Origin of the sequence: Vibrio sp. 1159 (assembly GCF_033340395.1) — a bacterium.
In the GTDB taxonomy this organism is placed as follows: Bacteria; Pseudomonadota; Gammaproteobacteria; order Enterobacterales; family Vibrionaceae; genus Vibrio; species Vibrio alginolyticus.
In genome coordinates, this window is record NZ_JAWOWL010000009.1 from 100,633 (window position 1) to 119,722 (window position 19,090).

A 19,090-nucleotide genomic window follows, 5' to 3' on the forward strand; every position below is an offset into this window, starting at 1 on the left:
AAAACTCTCTACTAACGCACATGTGAGCCAATAAATCATGGAAGATAAACAAGAACGCTACGCGATTTCAGAAAAAACTTATCAAGAGTTTATTGATCACAGTCGAGTATTAGCACTTGAGGAGAGAGGCATTGTGCAGTGCGGCATTGCCACTTGTCGTGACTTCTTCACTGTTTATCGTAAAAACCAAAAGAAACACATGCTGCTCTATACGGTGCGTGGTAAAGGGTGGCTAGAGAGTGGGACTTATCGATACGATTTGGAACCGGGCTCGTTGATTACAGTACCCGCAGGTGTTGAAAACGGTTTTGGTATAGAAGAAGAACCTTGGCAGATCGCGTGGCTTTTTCTTGCTCCTGATAGAGAGTGGCCGATATTAGAATGCGATGTTCGCTACCAGCTTTCATCTACACCTGAAGTGATGTATGCATGTATCCAAACGTTACTACGCAGCATTAACCTTCCAATCGATTATGGTGGTGCGGTAGGTGAGCATAGTGTGGCTCAGTTAGAGCTGATGTTAAACATGCCGCCCTCAGAGTCGATATCACGCAGCCAATTGAGGCTTCGGCGTGTATTTGACCTTGTCCAACGTCAGCTCCATAAGGATTGGAGCGTTGAGCAGGTGGCGGCTCTATATCCATGTTCGGAGCCTCATTTGCATCGACTGACTCAAAAGCAGTTTGGTCGAAGCCCAATGGCACATTTAACGCGTATGCGCATGGAATATGCTGCTAGGTTACTTCGTTCAACAGAATGGCCAATTCAGCATATTGGAGAAATAGTCGGATATCCGACCAGCGCTAACTTTAGTACACGTTTTAAAGCGTGGTCGACCATGACACCAAGAGAGTTTAGAAAAAACGGTAGAGTGGATTGGTACAACGAGGAGTGAATCGTTCTTTTTCTGAACGATAGAGCGCACAAAACTCACCGCAATCCAGAATTTTGTTCTCTAATTGATGAAATAAGTGAAAAATCATTTCGTCATTTTTTGCGATGGTGTTAACGTGAGGTTCGGTACTTGAATTTCAAAGGGTTATGACTTTCATGTTTTCTAATCTCCCAACTCCCGTATTAGATCCTATTTTATCTCTATCCGTTGCATACCGTAACGATGAACGTCCAAACAAGGTTGACCTTGGCATTGGCGTATACAAAAACAGCGCAGGCGAAACGCCGATTATGAAAGCCATTCAAATGGCGCAGGATGTCGTTGTTGAAACTCAAAAAACCAAGTCTTATGTTGGTCTTGCAGGTTGCGAAGAATTTAATAAAAGCATGATCGATTTGCTACTGACGGGAACGTCTGCAATGGATCGTGTTGCAGCTATTCAAACGCCAGGTGCAAGTGGTGCGCTGCGTATGCTCGGTGATCTAATGAAGATCGCACAGCCAGATACGACGGTTTGGATTTCCAACCCAAGCTACGTAAACCACAAGCCAGTGATGGAAGCAGCAGGCCTTAAAGTTAAGTTCTACCACTATTTCTCTTCGGAAACGAAACAAGTAGACACCGAAAAAATGATGGATGATCTTGCGAAAGCTGGGCCTTCAGATGTGGTACTTCTTCATGGTTGTTGCCACAACCCAACTGGTGCGGATATTGACTTCTCTGCTTGGCAAGCCATTACAGAATTGTCGCAGAAGAACGGTTTCATCCCATTTGTGGACATTGCTTACCAAGGCTTCGGTGATGGCCTAGAAGAAGACGCAAAAGGCCTTCGTTTTATGGCAGATAACGTTGAAGAGATGTTGATTACTACTTCATGTTCGAAGAACTTTGGTCTGTACCGTGAACGAACTGGTGCAGCGATTGTGGTTGGTAAGAACATGCATGATGTAACCAATGCAAAAGGTAAACTCCTCACTCTAGCTCGCTCGACTTACACGATGCCACCCGACCATGGTGCAGCTTTAGTTAAGACCATTCTGCAAGATGACAATCTCACTTCCGTTTGGAAGCAAGAATTGAGTGAAATGCAACATCGTTTGGTTAGCCTTCGTCAAAGTTTGTGTAACGAGTTGAGAAACAACCATAATACAGATCAATTTGATTTCATTGAGGGTCACAAAGGCATGTTTACTGTGCTAGGCTTTAGTGGAAACCAAATGGCGCAACTGCGTGAAGATTATGGCATTTATGGTGTTGGCGATGGTCGAATTAACATTGCCGGACTTACCGAAACTCATATTCCATACGTAGCGGACGCAATTAAGAAAGTATCTCAAGCTTAATTGGAGTGTGGATGAAAAACTGGAAACTGATTCTGCCGCTTATGATGAGCGGCAGTTTAATTGCTTGTACGTCAACTCAAACGACGCAGGAACCTGTTGAGCCAGAGTCGCCAAAGGTCGAAGAGCCCGTTAAAGTCGAGCCAGAAGTGAAACCTGATGTAGATCCAAAGCCAGAGGTGGAGCCCAAACCAGAAGCGAAACCTGAGAAAAAGCCGGAACCAAAGCCTAAGAAGCCAGTCAAGGTCACAAAAACACCCGATGGCATGTTAATTCTTGGTTCTGAAGAATGGGTTTATGTTCCTGAAATTGACCAGACTTTCAAGGCTAGAGTCGATACAGGTGCGACAACATCATCAATTAGTGCGACTGACATTGTTCCGTTTGAGCGTGATGGTAAAGACTGGGTTAAATTTAAGATAGATTTAGGTGACAAAGACACCAAAGAATTTAAAGTACCCGTTGAGCGCTGGGCTAAAGTTAAGCAGTCTTCGTCAGAAGAGGTGGATAAACGAGCGGTGGTAAAAGCCTACATTACCGTTGGGGATCACAAAGAAAAGACAGAGTTTACGTTAGCGGATCGCGGACATATGACGTTTCCAATTTTGCTTGGTCGAAGCTTTTTTAGAGATATCGCCGTTGTAGATGTATCGAAAAAATATGTGCAAGATAAACCTAAAAAAACCGCTAAAAACTGATGTATTACAGCTAGTTTCTGCTACAAGCTAATAATTCGTGATTAACAAAAAATGGCCTCCAAAATTGGAGGCCATTTTTATTGAATCATATGCTTGCTTGTGATGCCCTGGTAGTCATAGTCATGTCCACTAAAATGCAAAACGAGCAGACATTACAATTTGCTGGCCATAGACACCATTATTTTTGAAATCTGCACCAAGCGATAGTTGCTGAGTTGAGTGGAATCGTGCGCCCAGATTGTAAATGGTGTTCGAATCGTCATTATCTATGATTTGGCCGATACGGCCATGTAGCTCAACATTTTGCATAAACCAAATACGAGTGCCAATATTCACTTCCGTGCGCCACTCGTCGCCCACTTTATCACTGCCGTTCTCTTTAATGTTGTGTACCAACATTTGGCCATAAATATCTGCAAATTGGCCTGCTGGCCCATTAAAGCCTATACCACCAGCAATGTCCCAGTCTCCGCTGAATTCACTGTCTGCGCGAGCAATGAAATGGGTATTCTCTGTAAAGTAGGTATTGAACTCGCCACCAAATGTACCAGGGCTAGTGCCCATGCGAAATTCCATCGTGTTGTAGTTGAAATTATTTGCGTGTGCGGAAAGTGGCAAAATAGCACACAAACCAAAGGCTGCAACCTTTAGAGCTTTACCTAGCATGGTGTCTCCGGGCAAGATGATTAAAATGAACAAAAAAATGGTCTGCAAAAAGCAGACCAAGATTGATAAAGCTATCATTTTAAGTGCTTGCCGTCACTATTTAGCTGTAATCGTCACTACATCATGTTGATATGCACAGCAATCGGGGTTTGTTTTACATGACCACGAGTTGTTCGACTTCAATCTCTGGTTTGTTCCCGCCTTCAAATTCGCCAAACAGACGGACTTTAGTCGTGTGATCAATCGGAGTATTTAGCTGAATATCGTCATCGAGTTCGACCATCACTTCACCGGAACCATCGCTAAAGACAAACTTATCCGCGCGAACTTGACGCAATAAGTTACCTTCAACGACCACATCTTTTTCAGTAAACATATTGGAGTCGTTTAGCAAGGCATCCAATTTTTCCACAGTGACAGGACCGTTAAACTGCAAGTTTGATTGGTTTTGAGCGTTATCTTTCGCGAACGCGATAGAAGGAGCAATAGCTAAGGCGGCGATTGTTGCGATAATTGTATTCTTTTTCATGTTACATCCTCATCGGTTTGTTTTGATGGGGTCATTAAAACAGGGCTTGTTTGAACCAATGATGATTTCAACATTCATATTCTATTCATTTGCTTGAGTAAGTGGGGACGATGACGTTATGATTGTTCATCTTCCTCTATTCCTTACAAACATTCATGAAATCAGCGATCCCATCTTTAATGGTTCAAGGCACCACTTCGGATGCCGGAAAAAGTGTCCTTGTGGCAGGTTTATGCCGTGTATTAGCACGAAAAGGGATGAATGTTGCCCCATTTAAGCCACAAAACATGGCACTAAATAGTGCGGTAACCAAAGATGGCGGTGAAATAGGTCGAGCACAGGCCGTTCAGGCACAGGCGTGTAATATTGAGCCAACTGTACATATGAATCCGGTTTTAATTAAACCTAACAGTGATACAGGTGCTCAGATCATTTTGCAGGGTAAGGCGATTTCCAATATGGATGCGGCTGGCTTTCATGATTACAAGAAAGTGGCGATGGACACGGTGTTAGATTCCTTCTCTCGTCTGACTCAAGAATTTGATTCGATCATTATCGAGGGCGCGGGGAGTCCTGCTGAAATCAATTTACGAGAAGGCGATATTGCAAACATGGGTTTTGCTGAGGCCGCTGATGTACCAGTGATCATTGTCGCTGATATTGATCGTGGTGGAGTGTTTGCACATTTGTACGGAACACTTGCGTTACTTTCTGAATCTGAACAAGCGCGAGTAAAAGGATTTGTTATCAACCGTTTTCGAGGTGATATTCGTTTATTGCAATCGGGCCTCGATTGGCTCGAAGAAAAAACAGGTAAACCTGTACTTGGTGTACTTCCTTTTCTTCATGGTTTGAATTTAGAAGCAGAAGACGCGATCACTGCACAGCAAGAGTTGCACTCTGAGGTAAAACTGAATGTTGTTGTGCCTGTTTTAACCCGGATTAGTAATCATACTGATTTTGATGTGCTGCGATTGAATCCAGACATCAATCTACGTTATGTAGGTAAAGGCGAAAAAATAGATAAAGCCGACCTGGTTATTTTGCCTGGGACCAAATCAGTGAGAGACGATCTGGAGTATCTAAGAAGCCAAGGGTGGGATAACGATATATTACGTCATATTCGTCTTGTTGGAAAAGTGATTGGTATCTGTGGCGGCTACCAGATGCTTGGAAACTTGATTGATGATCCAAACGGCGTCGAAGGCCAACCAGGTCAAAGCGAAGGACTTGGCTTGCTTGATATCACTACGACGCTAACTAACAGCAAACAGCTTACAAACACACAAGCACAGCTTTCTCTTAACGGCAAAACAGCCAATGTAAAGGGTTATGAAATCCACGTAGGGCGAAGTGAAGTACGGGGCCTGCAACCTCTTACATTCAGTTCCGGTGAAGCGGAAGGGGCGATCAGCGAGTGTGGCCAAATCATGGGAACCTACCTTCACGGGTTCTTTGACGAGGCAGATGTCTTAAGCCTGGTATCAGAATGGGTAAACGGCACCCAAATCAAACAACAAGACTTTGAAGAGTTAAAGGAGCAAGGCATTAATCGCATCGCAGATGCGATAGAACAACATATGCGCCTTGATTTTTTGTTTAAATAGCACATTAACTGATTGAACTTTATATTCAAATAACCTGTTCTTTCGCTTGCCTTGTATTGGAGTATCTCTATGAAAGCATGGAAACAGCATGCTTGCCTTGCGGCAGTATTAAGCATTTCATTTTCAGCAAACGCAGCAACGAACCTAAAAGTGTATGCAGCCTCTTCTATGACGAATGCGATTAACGAGATCGCGCAAAACTTTGAAGAAAAGTATGACGTTTCTATCACTCCCGTTTATGGTGGTTCTTCTTCTATCGCTCGACAAATTATCAATGGCGCACCAGCGGATGTATTCATTTCTGCGAACACGAAATGGATGGATTATTTGGTCGATAAAGACGTCATTTATCGTGACAATGTCACAAATCTAGTGCGCAATAGCTTAGTGTTGATTGCTCCCCAGTCTTCAGAATTAACCTCATTTAACTTTTCTGATACAAAGGCATGGGAGAAGGCATTGCATGGAAATCGTCTTGCTTTAGGCAATCCGACGTCAGTACCTGCTGGTATGTACGCGAAAGAGTCATTGACTACACTGGGTGTATGGAAAGCGGTTCAAACTCACGTCGCACCAGCAAAGAATGTGCGCTTAGCTTTGGCGTTGGTTGAACGTGGAGAAGCGCCTTTAGGTGTGGTCTACAAAACCGATGCTCAGTTAACTGATAAAGTCAAAATTCTCGGCGAATTTGCGAGTGATACGCATGCGGCTATTGTTTACCCGGCTGCAATTGTGAATGATTCTACTGAGTCGGAGCAGTTCTTCCAGTACCTAAAATCGGACGAAGCCGCACGCGTTTTTGCTCAATATGGCTTTCAGCAATAAACCGGCCTTCAATTATAGGAACTAAGCGTGACAGAACTGGAATACCAAGCCTTAATGTTAAGCCTCAAAGTAGGCGCGTACGCAGTACTTTGGCTGATTCCTCTCGGCGTTTTTCTTGCTTGGCTACTTTCTCGAAAAACGTTCTTTGGTAAATCGATTCTCGATAGCTTAATTCATTTACCACTGGTATTGCCGCCAGTGGTAATCGGCTATTTATTGTTGATTTCTTTAGGACGACAAGGGGTCCTTGGAAAGTGGCTCTATGAAAACTTAGGGGTAGTATTTAGCTTTAATTGGAAAGGGGCAGTAGTCGCTTGTATTGTCGTGGCTTTGCCTTTGATGGTTCGTTCAGTACGCTTAAGCTTAGATAGCGTCGACCCTAAATTGGAGCACGCAGCCTCTACGTTAGGCGCTTCTCCTTTAAAAGTGTTTCTCACCATCACGTTACCACTGACCATTCCCGGAATTATTACGGGCACGATGCTGTCATTTGCTCGTAGTCTTGGCGAATTCGGGGCGACGATCAGTTTCGTCTCTAACATTCCGGGTGAGACCCAAACGATTCCGCTGGCAATGTACAACTTTATTGAAACGCCAGGTGCAGAAATGCAGGCGGCTCGTCTGTGTATCATTTCTATCGCGTTAGCCTTGTCTACATTAATGATCTCTGAATGGCTAAATCGTAAAGCGGCAAGCAGATTGGGTGCGAAGCAATGACGATTAAAGTCCAATTTAAACAAATGCTTGGTGAGACTGACTTCGACATCAAACTTAAGTTACCCTGTAATGGAATTAGTGCCTTGTTTGGACGATCTGGTGCAGGTAAAACGACGTTGATTAACATCATCAGCGGATTAGTCACTCCAAGACAAGGGTATGTTGCGGTTGGTGAGCATGTTTTGTTTGACAGTGAACAGGGAATCAACCTACCAACGCACAAGCGTGGTATTGGTTATGTGTTTCAGGATTCACGTTTGTTTCCTCACTATTCGGTTCAAGGCAATTTGTTATATGGCGTTAAAGAAAAAGATGACGAGTATTTTGATGCAGTCACCGAACTCTTGTCTATCAAACCGTTACTAAAGCGCTTTCCGGTATCACTTTCTGGTGGTGAAAAGCAACGTGTTGCGATTGCGCGCGCATTGCTATCTAAACCCAATTTGCTTTTGATGGATGAGCCACTTGCCTCACTCGATATGCCAAGAAAGCGTGAGGTAATGCCTTTTCTTGAGGAGTTGTCGGAGAAGGTAAATATCCCTATTATCTATGTCACACACAGTCTCCAGGAAATTTTAAGGCTTGCTCAGCACCTTGCAATTATTGACCAAGGTAAAATTTCGAGTTCAGGTAAGCTTGAGGAAGTGTGGGCTTCTCATGCTATGCGTCCATGGCAATCTTTCTCAGATCAAAGCAGCTTATTTGAAGGCCGGATTGCTGAACATCATGAACGTTATGCACTGACTTGTATCAACCTTGCACCTAATGTATTCCTGTGGGTGCAAAAGATTGACGGAACACCAGACACGCCAATACGCTTGCAAGTGCGTGCCAATGACGTTTCTATCACGCTCGAGCAGCCCAAGGCGACGTCGATTCGAAATATTCTGCCTGCTATTGTCGATTCCATCGAAGTGTTTAACGCAGCCGATGACAAACAGAGTATTAATGTATCACTCAAGCTAGACGAGAAATGTTATTTGTGGGCAACGATCACACCGTGGGCCCTTGATGATCTCAACCTAAAAGTTGGTAGCCGTGTTTTTGCACAAATTAAAGGTGTCAGTGTGACACAAAAAGATATGGCACTAGCGCCTCATTAACCGTTTAGACTGATTTACGCTTCATGATCAACAAAGGCCGCAAAGTGCGGCCTTTGTTACTAGAAGAATGTCGGAATTACTTCGCGAATACTTCTTTGAATTCACGCTTAAGAAGTGGGTCACGACGTGCTTTCTTAAGTTGCTTAACCATGTCTTTCACACAGTTGTGAAGCACATTATCAAGTAGTTGAGCACGGTATTCTTCTTTATCTTCATCTGTCATGTTTTCTGGCAGATTAAGAGTCGGAAACTCTTCCATCACATTAATACCAGCGAATGCTTGGCCTACAGAAACTAGAGCATGAAACTGTTCAAAGTTGTCTAGAATGTTCTGTGCACTTGCTGGCATTTCGTCCCATGATTCACGTACCGCTTCTTCAGACACTTCATGGATAGAGGTAACCATTTCGAACATTTGCTCTGGAACTTCGTCAAATTCGATAACTTTACGTAGCTCTGGAGAAATGCTGGCTAGATCGATTTTTTTGCTTTCGCTGTTAGTTGCTTCTGACATGGTGTGTCTCTCATTACAAAAAGGCGGGAATATTAATACCAAATGCATCAAATAGCTATACCCATTAGTCCGCAAGATGACCAAAGTGAATGAGTTTGTTGAACTTCTGCTCACAGGCCATGATTAGATAGGGTAACGTCCAGTCTAACTGCTTTATGCAATGGATTCCGTGATATTCAAACAAAAATATAGCACTTAATTATTAGTCGAATGCAACAACTCTATGAGTATGGTATATGTTTAATAAAGACATAATTAAAAATGGAACGCGTTATGCAACCGACAGGGACATCGATGCGAATCCTTCTGGTTGACGATGTTCAGCTAGACAGGATGCAGTTGGCTATTCGTCTAAAGCAACTTGGACATATTGTAAAAGCCGTAGGTAGTGGACTAGAGGCGTTAAATACCTACGAGAGTTTTGATCCGGAACTGGTGTTACTCGATATATCAATGCCAGATATGAACGGTTTTGAAGTCTCTCTTCATATAAGAGAAACGTTTCCGGATTGGATCCCAATTATTTTCTTGAGTAGTCACGAAGAGCCAGAAATGATTGCTAAAGCCATAGACGCGGGCGGTGATGACTATTTAATTAAGCCGGTAGATAAACTGGTACTGAACTCTAAACTTATCGCAATGCAGCGTATTGCTCATATGAGACGAGAGCTTAAGCAAGCGACAGCTCAATTAGAGCAAGTTAATCAACTTTTGACTCAGCAAGCGAATGAAGATGGCCTAACCAAACTCTATAACCGCCGTTATATCGACCATAAGTTGGAATCGATGGTTGCATGGCATGGCCGTCACAATATGCCAATGGCTTTGATTCTATTGGACGTCGATTTTTTTAAACCGTTTAATGATAATTACGGTCATATTGAGGGCGACCGTTGCTTGCAAGCGATTGCGAATCAACTAAAGGCGACGTTTTGTCGCTCTGGGGAATATGTGGGTCGATATGGTGGAGAAGAGTTTGTCGTGTTGCTAGGGTGTACCGACACTCAAACAGCAGAAAGAGAAGCCGAGCGTATACAAGAGGCTATGTATTTTCTCGATTACCCACATGAGTATTCTAGTGTGTCAAATAGAGTGACGGTGTCACAGGGTGTTTTTGTTTTTCAACCGACAGGGAAAGAAGTGCAATCAGACTTGTATGCAACCGTTGATAAAGCGCTATATACCTCGAAGTCTTTGGGAAGAAACACACATACTTTAGTTAATTCTCTTTAAAAACAAAATCTTATGAACGCCACTCTTTTTGTTGCGTTGTCACTTTTTGGTGGTTATTTTAAAGCTCACTCAAAGTAAGATAGGCAAACAGTGCGAACGGAATGTCGCAATCGGGCGTATACCTTATACCTTTGATTAGATAGATAACATCGGGATAGTGGCAACGATGAGTGCAGTTATTATGCTGATGGGGAAGTTCGGTTTTGTTGTAAACCCAGACAAGCTTGTTAACTTTCACGATTGGTGAGAGTCTAACGAAGCTTTATGCAGTTACGTCCGGCCTTTTTCGCTTTGTAAAGTGCTTCGTCCGCTAATTTAATGACGTCCAGAGGAGCTTGCCCATTCCGGCTATCAGCAACTCCGAAACTTGCGGTAACAAAAACCGACTTTCTTTTCGAGCTGTTGCTACCACGACGTTTTTGTCCTTGTTTATGGTTCTCAGGGCGAGATTCTTCATCGCGTAATATCATCTCGTATTCTGCAATCGATTTGCGAGCTTCTTCCAAAAAGTTCTTACATTCGTCAGCGTATTTGCCTTTAAAAACGATGGTAAATTCTTCTCCGCCAAATCGATAAACTTTTGCGCCGCCTGGGGTTTTAGTGAGGCGCGAAGCGACCATTTTTAGAACGTCATCACCAGTATCGTGACCGTAGGTGTCGTTAAACTTTTTAAAATGGTCAACATCAAGCATTGCGATCGTGAACTTCTTACCCATGTGTTTTAGATCGAGATCAAGTGCACGTCTGCTCGGAATCAGCGTTAGGCTATCGGTGAAAGCCAGTTGATGGCTAGCGGAAGCGGCATAAATAATGATAAGCAGCCCTGTTAGAGTAAACATGGTGCTTGATATGTACTGCACATCAAAGAAAATGAACGTCGCAGACGCCAATACCATGGCAGAGTAGGTCATCGCATGGATAATTTCATTCTTCTTTAAAACAAGAATTCCAAGAAAACAGACAATACCCACGCAATATAAAACAAGAATGAAAGGCAGTTTAGAGACCGTCGGTACAATAAATAAAATACCGCTTGTCCATTGTTCAAACCCTCCTTCAACGTAATATGCTAGCGTTAGATAAGACCAAAGAACGAACATTGCTAACATCAAGATGTAAGTCAACATGGCTCTAGAGTCAAAACCTTCTTTACTAAACAAAAATACCGTAAGAAACGAGACAGGAAGTAACGTGGCTAAAATGGTTAGCTCAAGTAAAGCGGTACCACTTTGAAGCGGGACTTGTAGGCGGTGCTGTATCACGAAATAGGCTAGCAACATTGCCAAGCACACCATGGACTCTCTGCCTTGCTTAAATGAATAACAAAGGAGTAGCGCACAACCTAATAGTATGTACGGCAAGTTTGCGGCAATGCCCCAGTTTGCCTGAGTCATCTGAATAATGCTGTCCATGCCCGAACTCACTATGCCCAGTAGCAAAAAAGGGAATAAGAATCTGAAGCCTGATGAAGTCATTGACGATGAGGACATCTATTACAAACTGCCTGAAAATAGTTGACTATATAATTGGTTAGGTAAATCGTTTTATCAATATGGATATTTATCCGTTATTGAATTTCGAACTTTGAGAACTAGCAAGAATACGTCTATTTGTTCCTTTTCCCAAGTATTTTGGAAGACATTACGGCAAAAAGAGAGAGATTGATTAAATTAAGAGCAATCAATAAGTTGTTATAAACAAGTCGTTGCTATACTCATTTCATAGGAAAAAGGAGATTTACAGATGCAGATAAGCTCAGATGTGCACAACTACATGGAAACATTAGTAGGCCAGGTTCTCAGTTTGCCCGAATTTTTAGAACAGTATGACAACGAACAGTTAGCCGATATTGCTTGCCTTGCGCTTATCCAGCTCAAGCCTGTCTATATCCGTCATGATATTGATTTTTTGTCTTCACTTCCTGAACAAAAATTAAGCCAGTTTAAGCAAAGCGCGGATATAGCGGTGAAAAACGCCGCAGAAATGGTGAAAGAAGACAGGCGTAAGAACCGAGAGTATGATGTGCCTGTAATTTTTTCCCATACTAGTTATGATGATGACAAAGAGTTGGATTGGTATGAAAAACCGATCCTTAACGTTAATATTAAGTAAGAGTCGCTCAGTTGACTAGTGAGCTGACCCAAGGAGGAATCGTGGGATTTTTTTCGCGTTTGTTTGGTGGTAGTGAGAAAACGGTTGAAGCCAAAAATATCGAACCAGTGGAATATAAAGGTTTCCTTATTTACCCAGAGAGCCTTTCAGAGGGCGGACAATATCGCATCGCTGGTCGAATAGAAAAGCATGACGATGATGAAGTGAAAACACATCGGTTTATTCGCTCCGATTTGCTTGGCTCAGAGCAAGATGCCAATGACCTTATGTTGAAGAAATCTCAAATGTTTATTGATCAAATGGGCGATAAAATCTTCGACTAGCAATTTACTGCAATTTGATTCCAGTCATCTTAAAAAGAGCCATTAGTGTATATGCTAGTGGCTCTTTCTTTTTAACGCTTAAATCTCTGTTAAGTCAGTATTTAATCGTTACCTGGTTAGACCTCAGTCTAGTACGGTGTTGCGTTGTTATTTTTCGTGCACAGAGCGACAATCATTCATTACTTAGCGTTATATGTAATGAAATTTAGTATTTAAATTACAAAACACTTGAAGTAATGAGACGCGTTCGATACAAACAGAATAATAACAGGGCTGTTAGTCAAGGTGTTATTGTGCAAATGGGTGTCCCCAAACATCATCTTTCGTTTGCAATTGTCTTGCGTGGTAAACAGATAGAAATAAAAAAGAATTAGAGTAGAGCGACGCTCTGTTTTGGGACTAATTTATTGATATGTATACAAGGAGTATGCGTTTTGCAAATCGGTGTACCTAAAGAGATACTCGCGGGTGAATCGCGAGTGGCTGCATCGCCGAAGTCGGTTGAGCAGTTAATAAAATTGGGATTCGATGTCGCGATTGAATCCCAAGCGGGGGTGCTAGCGAGTTTCGATGATGCCGCTTATGAAGCAGCTGGTGCGAAAATCGTTTCTAGTGAAGAAGTTTGGGCATCTGGCCTTATTTTAAAAGTTAATGCGCCAATTGTGGATGATGAGCAAGGCATTGACGAAATTGCGTTACTGCAAGATGGAGCAACACTGGTTAGCTTTATTTGGCCGGCTCAAAATTCTGAGTTGATGGAACAACTTTCAAGTAAGAACATTAACGTTCTTGCCATGGATTCCGTTCCTCGTATCTCACGTGCACAAGCCTTAGATGCGCTATCTTCGATGGCTAATATCGCTGGTTATCGCGCAGTGGTTGAGGCAGCTCATGAGTTTGGTCGTTTCTTTACAGGTCAAATTACGGCTGCCGGTAAAGTACCTCCAGCGAAAGTATTGGTTGCGGGTGCTGGCGTCGCTGGCTTGGCGGCTATCGGTGCTGCAGGTAGCTTAGGTGCCATTGTCCGTGCGTTTGACGTCCGCCCAGAAGTAAAAGAGCAAGTTGAATCGATGGGCGCTGAGTTCCTGACCGTTGACTTTCAAGAAGAGTCAGGCTCTGGGGATGGCTACGCAAAAGAAATGTCTGATGACTTCAACAAAAAAGCGGCAGAGTTATACGCAGAGCAAGCTAAAGATGTTGATATCATTATTACGACCGCGCTCATCCCTGGTAAACCTGCGCCGAAGTTGATCACCAAAGAAATGGTCGACAGCATGAAAGCGGGCAGTGTAATTGTCGACTTGGCAGCTGCTAATGGCGGTAACTGTGAATATACAGTGAAAGACCAAGTTATCATGACGGATAACGGGGTAAAAATTGTTGGTTACACTGACATGGTTGGTCGTTTGCCTACACAATCTTCTCAGCTTTACGCGACAAACCTTGTTAACCTTCTAAAACTGCTGTGTAAAGAGAAAGATGGCAACATCAATATTGATTTTGAAGATGTTGTTATCCGAGGCGTTACCGTGGTGAAAGAAGGTGAAGTTACTTGGCCAGCGCCACCAATTCAGGTTTCAGCTCAGCCGCAAGTGAAACAAGAACAGCCTGTGAAGCCAGAGCCTAAAGTAGAAGAACCTACGTCTCCAACGAAGAAAATTATTGGTGTGGCAGCGGCTGTTGGAGCCTTTGCATGGGTTGCATCGGTTGCTCCGGCAGCGTTTCTTTCTCACTTTACTGTATTTGTTCTAGCGTGTGTTGTCGGATACTACGTAGTATGGAATGTTACCCATGCACTTCATACTCCACTAATGTCAGTAACGAATGCTATCTCTGGCATTATTGTCGTTGGTGCATTACTGCAAATTGGACAAGGTAATGGCGTCGTTTCATTCCTATCTTTTATTGCCGTATTGATCGCGAGTATCAATATCTTCGGTGGTTTCACCGTCACCAAGCGTATGCTTGAAATGTTCCGCAAAGATAAATAGGAGTCACAATGTCTGCAGGATTAGTACAAGCAGCTTACATTGTTGCTGCATTATTTTTCATCATGAGTTTGGCGGGGCTTTCAAAGCAAGAGTCTGCTCGTAATGGTAACTACTACGGTATCGCTGGTATGACGATCGCGCTAATAGCGACGATCTTTAGCCCAGATGCGCAAGGTTTTGGTTGGATCATTATCGCGATGGCGATAGGTGGTGCGATCGGTATTTTCTATGCGAAGAAAGTAGAAATGACCGAGATGCCAGAACTGGTTGCGATTCTACACAGCTTTGTAGGTTTAGCTGCGGTTTTAGTTGGCTACAACAGTTACCTAGATGCGCCAGAAGCAGCAACACATGCTGAGCATGTTATCCACCTTGTAGAAGTATTCTTGGGTGTGTTCATCGGTGCCGTAACTTTCACCGGTTCAATTGTCGCATTTGGTAAGCTGCGTGGTGTGATTTCTTCGTCGCCACTTAACCTGCCTCATAAGCACAAAATGAACCTCGCAGCGGTTGTTATTTCTACGCTTCTTATGATCTACTTCGTAAAAGCAGATGGCAGCATGTTCGCTCTTATTGTGATGACTTTGATCGCGTTCGCATTCGGCTACCATTTAGTCGCTTCAATCGGTGGTGCTGATATGCCAGTTGTTGTCTCTATGTTGAACTCATATTCAGGTTGGGCAGCAGCGGCAGCAGGTTTCATGCTAGCAAATGATCTATTGATTGTAACAGGTGCTTTGGTAGGTTCATCAGGTGCGATTCTTTCTTACATCATGTGTAAAGCAATGAACCGTTCGTTTATCAGTGTTATTGCCGGTGGTTTTGGTCAAGAGATAGTGATTTCAGGTGACGAAGAGCAGGGCGAATATCGTGAAACAACGGCTGAAGAAGTTGCAGAGATGTTGAAGAACTCAAAATCAGTAATCATCACTCCAGGATATGGCATGGCAGTAGCTCAGGCACAATACCCTGTTCATGAAATTACTGATGTACTTCGTTCACAAGGTATTGAAGTTCGCTTTGGGATTCACCCAGTAGCGGGTCGTCTACCGGGGCATATGAATGTGTTACTCGCTGAAGCAAAAGTACCGTATGATATCGTTCTTGAAATGGATGAAATCAATGATGACTTTGCAGAAACCGATACCGTATTGGTTATCGGTGCTAACGATACGGTCAACCCAGCCGCACTGGAAGATCCGAACAGCCCAATCGCTGGTATGCCCGTATTGGAGGTATGGAACGCGAAAAACGTAGTGGTATTCAAGCGCTCAATGAATACTGGTTACGCAGGAGTACAGAACCCACTGTTCTTCAAAGAAAATACATCAATGCTATTTGGTGATGCGAAAGAAAGTGTTGAGTCTATTTTTAAAGCACTTTAACCATTCTTGATTTAAAACTATACAGGGTCAGCAATCGCTGGCCCTTTTTTGTTCCGTTTCAATGTTATAGTAATGCAAATCCTTCTGTTAGCAGATGTCAATTGCTTGTAGATTGATGTATAGTTTTGGCTAATGTAACAAGTGACGGTAACAGTTTGATTAAAAAGTTTTTGCTCGGTTTTGCAACTGTATTGCCGCTTTTTTCGGCACCTGCATTTTCCGATTCACTACCAGAAAGAATAGATACGTTTACAGAGCTATTTAACTATGAAGTAGCTCTTAAGTCGTACGATATTCGTATTCTGCAATCAAATTATCCTACCAAGTTACTTGCGCCAGATTCGCTTCTGCCGCAAACGTCTGACTATCCGTTAAAAGATATCCAACAGCTTTACAGCTTGGCGAATACTTGTCGTGGCAAATTACCATTAAGTCCTTTAATTACTGAGCCTTTAGTATTTACAAGAGCGATTTGTAAAGGGACGCAGCTGACACCTCGTTGGTTCTCGCGTAGTGGTCTCATTCACCCTGGTGGTGGGACGTATGCGGCACGTTATGTGGATAAGTATCCAGAACTCAAACCCAAACTATCTCAGTACATGCATATAAAAGAGCGTGATAACGAGGAAGGGGATGAGTTGCTAGAAAGCTTGAAAAACATGGATGACGACGCCATTAATGCTTTGATTGCAGGCGCGAGCATGTTTATTGAAGGTAACGAACTTTGGCTAAGACGTGGTGACCGTTACTTTGTTTTCGAGAAAGATATCTGGCAAGAGAACGTAGCGAATGCGGGTCTGTCATACGCTCTAGCCTCTCAAAGCAAAAGTTGCTTTGTTAAACGAGGCAATATTTGTTGGGATGTAGAAGATCACTCGCAAGTTTTGCGGATCAGTATGATCATACTGGTAATCGCCAATATTCTTTTGGTGATTGGTTGGGCGGTGTACCGTTGGAATAGCAAGCGAGAAGAACTACGTAGTAGAATGCTCGTGTTGCAAATTTTAACGCATGAGCTCAGAACACCGATTGCATCTCTGTCACTAACGGTTGAAGGCTTTCGTCGAGAGTTCGAGCATTTGCCTGAAAGTGTGTATGACGAATTCCGCAGATTGTGTGAAGATACGCGCCGCCTGCGTCAATTGGCAGAAGCAAGTAAAGATTATTTGCAATCTGATAACCAAATGCTTGCAACAGACTGGGTACCATCCGTTGCAGATTGGTTAGAATTTAAGATCGAAGAAGAATTTGATAGTGCCGTGCTTTTTAACATCAATGAAGATGTGGCTGCTAAAGTTAATGTGTACTGGTTAGGAACTTGTATCGATAACTTGCTTCGTAATGCGCTTAAGTACGGTGTCGCACCGGTTGAATTGGATGTCTCAACTAGTGAAGAAAAAATAGTATTCCAAGTCCGAGATGCAGGAGGCCTAACGGCTAAAGATTGGGCAAATTTGAAGAAACCGTTCGTAAGTAAGAGCGGGTTAGGACTTGGATTAACAATCGTTGAATCTATGGTAGGCCGCATGGGCGGAAAAATGTCCTTAATGGGACCACCTACAACTTTTATATTGGAGATACCTTGTGAAACAGACACTGCTTCTCGTTGAGGACGATAAAAACTTGGCTGACGGCCTGTTAGTAAGCCTGGAACAAGCAGGATATGAGTGTTTACATGTGGAGCGTATTGCAGACGTAGAGCCACAATGGAAAAAAGCTGACTTGGTAATTCTCGATCGCCAACTCCCAGATGGTGACTCTGTACAATGTCTCCCAGAATGGAAACAGATTAAAGACGTACCAGTTATCTTGTTAACGGCACTTGTTACCGTAAAAGATAAAGTTGCAGGCCTTGATTCCGGCGCGAACGACTACTTAACAAAGCCTTTTGCTGAGGCGGAGCTTTTTGCGAGAATCCGTGCACAGCTACGAGCACCGGATTCAGCAGAACAAAGCAACGCTGATAAAGTGATTACAAAAGACTTAGAGATTGACCGCTCGACTCGTGAAGTGACTTATAAAGACGAGCTAATTACGCTTACTCGAACAGAGTTTGATTTGCTGCTATTTTTGGCGTCAAACTTAGGTCGCGTGTTTACTCGTGATGAGCTACTTGACCACGTTTGGGGTTACAATCACTTCCCGACAACACGTACGGTTGATACACATGTACTACAGCTTCGTCAAAAACTGCCAGGACTGGAAATTGAAACACTTCGTGGTGTTGGCTACAAGATGAAAGCATAAGTCGTAATGAAAATACTACTCCCTGTAGTTCTCTCATTAGCGTTAGTGAAACCAGTCCATGCAATGGACTGGTTTCAAACTAACACGCCTTTAACACAGGCACATCAACACTTACTTGAAGATGATCTTGCGGGTATGTTCAACTCTCTTGTTGAACTCTGGCAAACGGAACCAAGTAAAGATTTGACTCCTCACCTTAATGATCTTCTTGGTCAGTCACTATCTAAAAACTGTGGCAAGGCTCTCACTGGTGTAACGCTGCCTGATTGGATAAGTGGTGTGAACGTTATTCGTCAGACTATTCAAAGCCCTGGGCGAGATACATTTAGATTGGTGATCAAGCTAAGAGCTACAACTGACATCGAAAATATTTCATTTAATCGATGGGTGGATGATTCTATATCCGCGGACAGTTCATTCAGCTATGAACAACAGCCGAACGGGACAGAACTTGCCAACGAGCGTAGTTACTCGAAACGCTATAACTTAACCGGTAAGCTTGAAGCTGGTTTATATCACTTAACCGTTGTTTCTACTGATAAACAAGAGTATCGAACTTGGGTAATACTTGGAGATTCAAACTCTTCTCAATATGTTCGTTGGACATCTAAAGAGAATTGGAAAGTAGAAAAGAGCGCACTTCGTAATCCCCATTGTCCATTACCGCAACTTGAAGTCGGTTTGTATGACTACATTGATGGCCAGTACGAGCAAATGTGGAAAAAGACTTACGAGTCTAACTATCCAAATTCATTGGAGCTAGCGGGTGTCCCAAACGATAGATACGTATTGGCGGTAAGTATCAATAGTCGCCGTTGGCAGGGCGATATAATTGTTGAGCAGGCTCAAACTATTAGCCGAACCTATGATCTTTCCCAGGAAGAATAGTTAAAGAAATACTACTT

19 protein-coding genes are annotated in these 19,090 nt (G+C 43.1%); 15 read left to right on the forward strand and 4 right to left on the reverse strand.

Annotated features, from left to right (window positions below; all coding sequences use genetic code 11):
• Positions 1–37 precede the first annotated feature (37 nt).
• From R7127_RS09600 to R7127_RS09610, 3 genes are all read left to right on the forward strand, one after another.
• The gene (locus tag R7127_RS09600) at positions 38–895 is read left to right on the forward strand and encodes an AraC family transcriptional regulator (protein ID WP_064376844.1); all 858 of its coding nucleotides are present in this window, start codon (positions 38–40) and stop codon (positions 893–895) included.
• Positions 896–1,050: 155 nt separating this feature from the next.
• Positions 1,051–2,238: an aromatic amino acid transaminase gene (locus tag R7127_RS09605; RefSeq protein WP_047101084.1), complete on the forward strand. Its 1,188-nt coding sequence runs from the start codon at positions 1,051–1,053 to the stop codon at positions 2,236–2,238.
• 11 nt (positions 2,239–2,249) lie between these two features.
• Positions 2,250–2,933, forward strand: coding sequence for an ATP-dependent zinc protease (locus tag R7127_RS09610; protein WP_005388032.1), 684 nt, complete (start codon positions 2,250–2,252; stop codon positions 2,931–2,933).
• Between the two features lie 129 nt (positions 2,934–3,062).
• Here the strand turns inward: R7127_RS09610 and R7127_RS09615 are convergent, their stop codons facing one another.
• Positions 3,063–3,599, reverse strand: a complete 537-nt coding sequence (locus R7127_RS09615) for a hypothetical protein (protein ID WP_017634623.1) — start codon at positions 3,597–3,599, stop codon at positions 3,063–3,065.
• Between the two features lie 154 nt (positions 3,600–3,753).
• Positions 3,754–4,128 (reverse strand): YgiW/YdeI family stress tolerance OB fold protein, encoded by a 375-nt coding sequence (locus tag R7127_RS09620; RefSeq protein ID WP_005376220.1) that lies wholly within the window; start codon positions 4,126–4,128, stop codon positions 3,754–3,756.
• Positions 4,129–4,283: 155 nt separating this feature from the next.
• On the opposite strand from R7127_RS09620, the gene R7127_RS09625 reads away from it, so the two are divergent.
• The 4 genes from R7127_RS09625 (at position 4,284) to modC (ending at position 8,380) form a co-directional block, all read left to right on the forward strand.
• Positions 4,284–5,735: a cobyric acid synthase gene (locus R7127_RS09625; RefSeq protein ID WP_262584663.1), complete on the forward strand. Its 1,452-nt coding sequence runs from the start codon at positions 4,284–4,286 to the stop codon at positions 5,733–5,735.
• A gap of 69 nt (positions 5,736–5,804) precedes the next feature.
• Positions 5,805–6,560: a molybdate ABC transporter substrate-binding protein gene (modA, locus tag R7127_RS09630; protein WP_065275320.1), complete on the forward strand. Its 756-nt coding sequence runs from the start codon at positions 5,805–5,807 to the stop codon at positions 6,558–6,560.
• Between the two features lie 27 nt (positions 6,561–6,587).
• Positions 6,588–7,277: a molybdate ABC transporter permease subunit gene (gene modB, locus R7127_RS09635; RefSeq protein WP_054575444.1), complete on the forward strand. Its 690-nt coding sequence runs from the start codon at positions 6,588–6,590 to the stop codon at positions 7,275–7,277.
• On the forward strand, positions 7,274–8,380 hold the full coding sequence (modC, locus tag R7127_RS09640; RefSeq protein WP_054575980.1) for a molybdenum ABC transporter ATP-binding protein ModC: 1,107 nt from the start codon (positions 7,274–7,276) through the stop codon (positions 8,378–8,380). Before modB ends, modC begins: the two co-directional genes overlap by 4 nt.
• Before the next feature lie 76 nt (positions 8,381–8,456).
• Here the strand turns inward: modC and R7127_RS09645 are convergent, their stop codons facing one another.
• The gene (locus tag R7127_RS09645; RefSeq protein WP_005376232.1) at positions 8,457–8,894 is read right to left on the reverse strand and encodes a DUF3069 domain-containing protein; all 438 of its coding nucleotides are present in this window, start codon (positions 8,892–8,894) and stop codon (positions 8,457–8,459) included.
• A 273-nt stretch (positions 8,895–9,167) separates the two neighbouring features.
• On the opposite strand from R7127_RS09645, the gene R7127_RS09650 reads away from it, so the two are divergent.
• Entirely contained in the window at positions 9,168–10,127 is a 960-nt protein-coding gene (locus R7127_RS09650; RefSeq protein WP_005376234.1) for a diguanylate cyclase, read from the forward strand.
• 251 nt (positions 10,128–10,378) lie between these two features.
• Here the strand turns inward: R7127_RS09650 and R7127_RS09655 are convergent, their stop codons facing one another.
• Complete coding sequence (locus tag R7127_RS09655) at positions 10,379–11,617, reverse strand: sensor domain-containing diguanylate cyclase (protein ID WP_130545642.1); 1,239 nt, start codon at positions 11,615–11,617, stop codon at positions 10,379–10,381.
• 253 nt (positions 11,618–11,870) lie between these two features.
• Here R7127_RS09655 and R7127_RS09660 point away from each other — a divergent pair, with 253 nt between their 5' ends.
• The 7 genes from R7127_RS09660 (at position 11,871) to R7127_RS09690 (ending at position 19,073) form a co-directional block, all read left to right on the forward strand.
• Positions 11,871–12,239: a late competence development ComFB family protein gene (locus R7127_RS09660; protein WP_005376241.1), complete on the forward strand. Its 369-nt coding sequence runs from the start codon at positions 11,871–11,873 to the stop codon at positions 12,237–12,239.
• A 41-nt stretch (positions 12,240–12,280) separates the two neighbouring features.
• On the forward strand, positions 12,281–12,562 hold the full coding sequence (locus tag R7127_RS09665) for an HlyU family transcriptional regulator (RefSeq protein WP_115386646.1): 282 nt from the start codon (positions 12,281–12,283) through the stop codon (positions 12,560–12,562).
• A gap of 434 nt (positions 12,563–12,996) precedes the next feature.
• Positions 12,997–14,553, forward strand: coding sequence for a Re/Si-specific NAD(P)(+) transhydrogenase subunit alpha (locus tag R7127_RS09670; RefSeq protein WP_172563813.1), 1,557 nt, complete (start codon positions 12,997–12,999; stop codon positions 14,551–14,553).
• Positions 14,554–14,561: 8 nt separating this feature from the next.
• Positions 14,562–15,938 (forward strand): Re/Si-specific NAD(P)(+) transhydrogenase subunit beta, encoded by a 1,377-nt coding sequence (gene pntB, locus R7127_RS09675; protein WP_005376248.1) that lies wholly within the window; start codon positions 14,562–14,564, stop codon positions 15,936–15,938.
• Between the two features lie 155 nt (positions 15,939–16,093).
• Positions 16,094–17,548: a sensor histidine kinase VxrA gene (vxrA, locus tag R7127_RS09680; RefSeq protein ID WP_025767766.1), complete on the forward strand. Its 1,455-nt coding sequence runs from the start codon at positions 16,094–16,096 to the stop codon at positions 17,546–17,548.
• The gene (gene vxrB, locus R7127_RS09685) at positions 17,523–18,185 is read left to right on the forward strand and encodes a response regulator transcription factor VxrB (protein ID WP_005376251.1); all 663 of its coding nucleotides are present in this window, start codon (positions 17,523–17,525) and stop codon (positions 18,183–18,185) included. The genes vxrA and vxrB overlap by 26 nt, the downstream gene beginning before the upstream one ends.
• A gap of 6 nt (positions 18,186–18,191) precedes the next feature.
• Positions 18,192–19,073, forward strand: coding sequence for a DUF2861 family protein (locus R7127_RS09690; protein WP_053303637.1), 882 nt, complete (start codon positions 18,192–18,194; stop codon positions 19,071–19,073).
• Positions 19,074–19,090 lie beyond the last annotated feature (17 nt).

What these genes read in the sequence shown, in the direction of transcription:
- R7127_RS09600 (WP_064376844.1), top strand. Translation starts at nt 38, where the DNA reads ATGGAAGATAAACAAGAACGCTACGCGATTTCAGAAAAAACTTATCAA.
- R7127_RS09615 (WP_017634623.1), bottom strand. Translation starts at nt 3,599, where the DNA reads ATGCTAGGTAAAGCTCTAAAGGTTGCAGCCTTTGGTTTGTGTGCTATT.
- R7127_RS09650 (WP_005376234.1), top strand. Translation starts at nt 9,168, where the DNA reads ATGCAACCGACAGGGACATCGATGCGAATCCTTCTGGTTGACGATGTT.
- modA (WP_065275320.1), top strand. Translation starts at nt 5,805, where the DNA reads ATGAAAGCATGGAAACAGCATGCTTGCCTTGCGGCAGTATTAAGCATT.
- R7127_RS09605 (WP_047101084.1), top strand. Translation starts at nt 1,051, where the DNA reads ATGTTTTCTAATCTCCCAACTCCCGTATTAGATCCTATTTTATCTCTA.
- R7127_RS09655 (WP_130545642.1), bottom strand. Translation starts at nt 11,617, where the DNA reads ATGTCCTCATCGTCAATGACTTCATCAGGCTTCAGATTCTTATTCCCT.
- R7127_RS09645 (WP_005376232.1), bottom strand. Translation starts at nt 8,894, where the DNA reads ATGTCAGAAGCAACTAACAGCGAAAGCAAAAAAATCGATCTAGCCAGC.
- R7127_RS09625 (WP_262584663.1), top strand. Translation starts at nt 4,284, where the DNA reads ATGAAATCAGCGATCCCATCTTTAATGGTTCAAGGCACCACTTCGGAT.
- pntB (WP_005376248.1), top strand. Translation starts at nt 14,562, where the DNA reads ATGTCTGCAGGATTAGTACAAGCAGCTTACATTGTTGCTGCATTATTT.
- R7127_RS09690 (WP_053303637.1), top strand. Translation starts at nt 18,192, where the DNA reads ATGAAAATACTACTCCCTGTAGTTCTCTCATTAGCGTTAGTGAAACCA.
- R7127_RS09620 (WP_005376220.1), bottom strand. Translation starts at nt 4,128, where the DNA reads ATGAAAAAGAATACAATTATCGCAACAATCGCCGCCTTAGCTATTGCT.
- modC (WP_054575980.1), top strand. Translation starts at nt 7,274, where the DNA reads ATGACGATTAAAGTCCAATTTAAACAAATGCTTGGTGAGACTGACTTC.
- R7127_RS09660 (WP_005376241.1), top strand. Translation starts at nt 11,871, where the DNA reads ATGCAGATAAGCTCAGATGTGCACAACTACATGGAAACATTAGTAGGC.
- R7127_RS09610 (WP_005388032.1), top strand. Translation starts at nt 2,250, where the DNA reads ATGAAAAACTGGAAACTGATTCTGCCGCTTATGATGAGCGGCAGTTTA.